General features: G+C 66.0%; 2 protein-coding genes and 1 pseudogene. All 3 read right to left on the reverse strand.

What is annotated here, in order from left to right; genetic code table 11:
* On the reverse strand, nucleotides 1-1505 hold a 1505-nt coding region (locus tag HF519_RS33445; RefSeq protein WP_169416230.1), incomplete at its 3' end, for a GMC family oxidoreductase N-terminal domain-containing protein.
* Nucleotides 1506-2776: 1271 nt separating this feature from the next.
* Nucleotides 2777-3028: a nuclear transport factor 2 family protein gene (locus tag HF519_RS33450; RefSeq protein WP_438826459.1), complete on the reverse strand. Its 252-nt coding sequence runs from the start codon at nucleotides 3026-3028 to the stop codon at nucleotides 2777-2779.
* 597 nt (nucleotides 3029-3625) lie between these two features.
* Nucleotides 3626-3897, reverse strand: a pseudogene (locus tag HF519_RS33455) (RNA polymerase subunit sigma-24); the annotation flags it as partial.

A 3897-nucleotide genomic window follows, 5' to 3' on the forward strand; every position in this document is an offset into this window, starting at 1 on the left:
GGGCGGGTGGGCATGCGGAGGCTGCCGGCGGCGTGGTGCACGGTGCCCCAGCCGAAGCCCTTGCCCTGGCCGAACCACAGTTCCTTGCCGTGGTCGTCCGTGTCGGGTCGGGCTGGGACGCCGTCGCGGTCGAAGAGGGAGAAGATCCGGTGGGTCACCTCGTTGAGCACCCACCACAGGAGGTCTGCGTCTTGCCTGCTCTCCCAGCCCGCCGTGGCGGGGATGCGGGAGCCGGTGAGGTGGGTGGTCCAGCTCAGGTTGTGGAAGTCGATCTCGGGGACGTAGCCGGGGTCGGGTCGGATGGCATTGTCGTCGTCGAGGCAGTTGGCGAAGCTGAACTTGATGTCCAGCGGGCACGGGCCGGTGAGCGGTGGGCGTGCCGTGGGGTCGTCGTCGCGCAGGTGCCACCACTCGTGGTTGATGTTCATCTCGACGTTGAACGGGAACCGGATCCGGCCGTCGACCCGGTGGCCGCGGGAGTAAAAGATGATCTTGACGTTGGAGGAGCGGGGGATGGGGATGCCGCCGATGCCCGTCACGCTCGTGGTGATCTCGTTCGACGTCGGGTGGTCGGTGAGCCCGCGGCCGACGAGTGGCCGCACCGTGTCGGGCAGGGCGTCGAAGGCGGGGGAGCGGCGCAGGAGCTTGGGGCTTTCGATCGAGCCGCCGCATAGGACTACCCGCCGCGCGCGGAAGGTGCGTGTCTCGCCGGTCAGGACGTTCCGGGTGAGGACCTCGACGTGGTCGCCCTGGTCGTCGACGGCTTCGACGAATGTGTTGAGCAGCAGGTGGAGACCCTTGCCGTCGTCTGGGGCGCCGGGTTCGAGGCCGAGCTGCCCGGTCAGGAGCTCGGCGGTGTTGAACACGCCGGTGGGCTCGGTGAAGAACTCGGCGGTGGGGGTGCCGTCGGGCTCGAGGTAGGGCTGGTGCAGGGCGCGCGGTGTCTGGACGATCTCGAAGTCCTGGGCGAGGTCGCTGGCCCGCAGCTTCTCGACGATCTTTGTGGCGGTGTCGCCCATCGACCGCGACTCGTTCATGGTCTCGCCCGCACGGTCGAGCAGGCCGCCGGTCAGGGCGGATCGGATGTTGTCGGGGAAGTAGTCGAGCTCCCAGCCCTGGATCTCCGGGATAAGGCCGGACCAGAAGATCGACCGCCCACCGAAGTTCAGCTGGGGCTGCTCACCAATGTGGAACTCGGACTGCGAGTCGCCCTGCTGGTGGAAGGTGCGGACCCCGAACCGGCGGGCGATGTCGGCGTTGGGAAAGCGGCAGACGTTGTAGACGTGGGTCGGGTAAAGGAAGGATCCCGCCTCGACGACCAGGATCCGTTTGCCGGCACCGATGCGCTCGGCCAGGTCGTCGGCGAGGATCCCGCCGCCGACGCCGGAGCCGACGATCGCGACGTCGAAGTCGTCCTTCGCCCCGGCGTAGGTCCGGATCAGGCGGCTGCGGGCCGCGCCGTCCTCCGCCACGAAGTTCTCGTAGGTCGATTCCGTGAACCCCACCGGCGTACTCCCCGTCGTCCCTTATGACCTGTCCTCGTGATCGAAGAGTGCGACGGGTGCACCGGAGATACCGGGCGAGGCCGAGCGACGTGACGACGGCGCCTGCGGCACGGCCGGACCGTAGTCACGACCCTCTGCCCAGCTGTAACGGCGTGATGACCTTTTGCGAGCTATGTCCCGCACGAAGTACCTGCAACTGACTATAAGGGGGCACTGGTGGGTACGCCCGACGTAGCGTCCGACTCAGAACCTGATCGCGCGAGCCCGTCCGTCCACTACTATTCGTTTCCAACTGTCGCGCACGTACGTAATATCTATGATGCCCGAGGGTCCGCTATTGAGAACGACCCAATGTTAGATGGACAAGCTGCAGCTGCACTCCCCAACACTCGGTTCCGGCTATGGAATACCGGACTCCGACGACTTACGAATTTGACCCGACTTCCGGGAGAGCCGGCAGGAGCTGGAAGAAACCTATCCTATTACGATCCTGGCTGGTTCCCATGGTTCGGTGCTGGCGATCCATTAGGAGTCATTCCTAAAGACGTCGATCAGCGTCCTAACTCAAACTTCGTTGATGCCGGTGGATACATACTTCCATGGTGTATCAACTCACAAGAAATTCAAAGGAAGGCCATCGTCATTCGCGAGGTTACGCCCGACTTCCAAACCTTCATCGGCGATGTCCTTCTCTACCTCTTCCAGTTCTACCAGGACGACACAGCGTATTACCTACCTGGGTCATTCGACTACTTCGACCAGCGGGTGAGCCTTGGCGAGGGGCCAAGTTCGTATCTGGACGTCGACTTCCGTCTTGACTCCTCGGGCTCTGTAGTCGCGCGCGGCAGGACTGCCTAGTACTCCAGCCGCATTTCGTTAGGTATGTCGTTCGCGTCGGCGGTAGTGGCTTTCGCGGGCTCGGTGTTGGCGTTCACGGTGCCAGGTCGACCATGCCCACGGCGTGATCGCTCGCGCGATGTGGATCAGAGGTGCCAGGAGACGTCGGATCTCGGCGAGGGTGAGGGCGATGAGGCCGCTGCCAGATCTTTTGGGGCGATCGCCGCGGCCTACCTGGCCACCACGCGCCGGCGAGCACGCCCGGGATCAAAAGGGGGCTCTCGAACCGGCCGCCGCAAGCTGATCCCGCTCTCCGCCAACGAGATCCGCCGTCTCCTCGCAGCCCTCGCCCTCACCCCGCTGACCTGCATCGAGCGACCGCCCCCATTTTCAGCCCGGAACGGGCCGCCCAACAGGGCGATCAGGGACTAGCCTCAACCCTTCACGTAGGAGAGGATCTCGGCGACCTTCCCGTCGCGGACTCGTACGACGTCGACTCCTCGGACATGTCCGCCATCAAAGCGGCAGGTCCAGCGCACCGTGGCGCGTTCAGCACAGGCGAACATCTCCTCGCCGTCGAAGACCGGGGAGGAGCCGAGAAAGTCCGCCACCGCCTGCCGTACCGCCGCCTGGCCCTCGTAGCGTTGTGCCCGGCAGGGGCCGGCGCGAAGGACTCCCAGACGCAGTCGTCGGTCATAGCCGCCATGAAGGCGTCGATGTCACCGCGATCGAACGCGGCATCGAGCCGCTTGACGGCCTCGATCGTTGCGCGGGTCGTCTCGTCGTCCATGCCGTCCCCTCAGGCTGCGGTGGGGTCAGTACGCATTAAGGAAATGCGTCCAGGTCGCGCCGGGCTATTCCGGTTGCTTCCAGGGTGGGGCGTGGCGCCTTCCGCCCAAGACCTGGGCCCGCCGAGAAGCTGGTTGAGCTCAATGGCCGCTGCCGAGCATAAGGTCCAGAAGCTCCACGCCGGAGCGGGCCGTGAGGCGCCGGCGATTTGGTCTCGGGTTAGCCTAGGACGACCGCGGCAACTGTCGCCACGCCACTGGCAGAGCTGCGGCCTCCGTGCAGAGTCAGACGTTCCGCCGGTTGGCGCGCGTCATCCGATCGTGGCTCGGAGCGGCCTGATCCTGGCGGGAGCGGCTACCGTCGGCCCGCAATTGATCCCGCACGTGACGCCCGCGCCCCGCTGGACGGGGCACGGGCGTCGTGCTGTGCGGCCCGAGAAGTGAGCGGGGGCGCGATGGCATCGCACGCGACGTCACCGCGGTGAGACTCCCAGGTCAGTGGGGCTGCCGGCGGGCCCGCTTCACCTCACGATCGACGGCCCAGGCGTCGGCGACCGGCCCGATGTGGCCGAGCTTGTCGGGGTTGATCACCCCACGGATGGTCTGGATCTTCCCCTCGAGCACGTCGAGGGCCAGGGCATAGAGCACCTTGCCGTCCCGGTCGCGGAAGATCGCGCCGGGCTGGCCGTTGACCTCGTGCGGCTCGAACGACACGTCGATCCGGATCAGCCAGGGGAAGACCGCGCCCAGCACTCGGGCGACGTTCT

Source organism: Pseudonocardia bannensis (assembly GCF_012911875.1).
Lineage (GTDB): Bacteria > Actinomycetota > Actinomycetes > Mycobacteriales > Pseudonocardiaceae > Pseudonocardia > Pseudonocardia bannensis.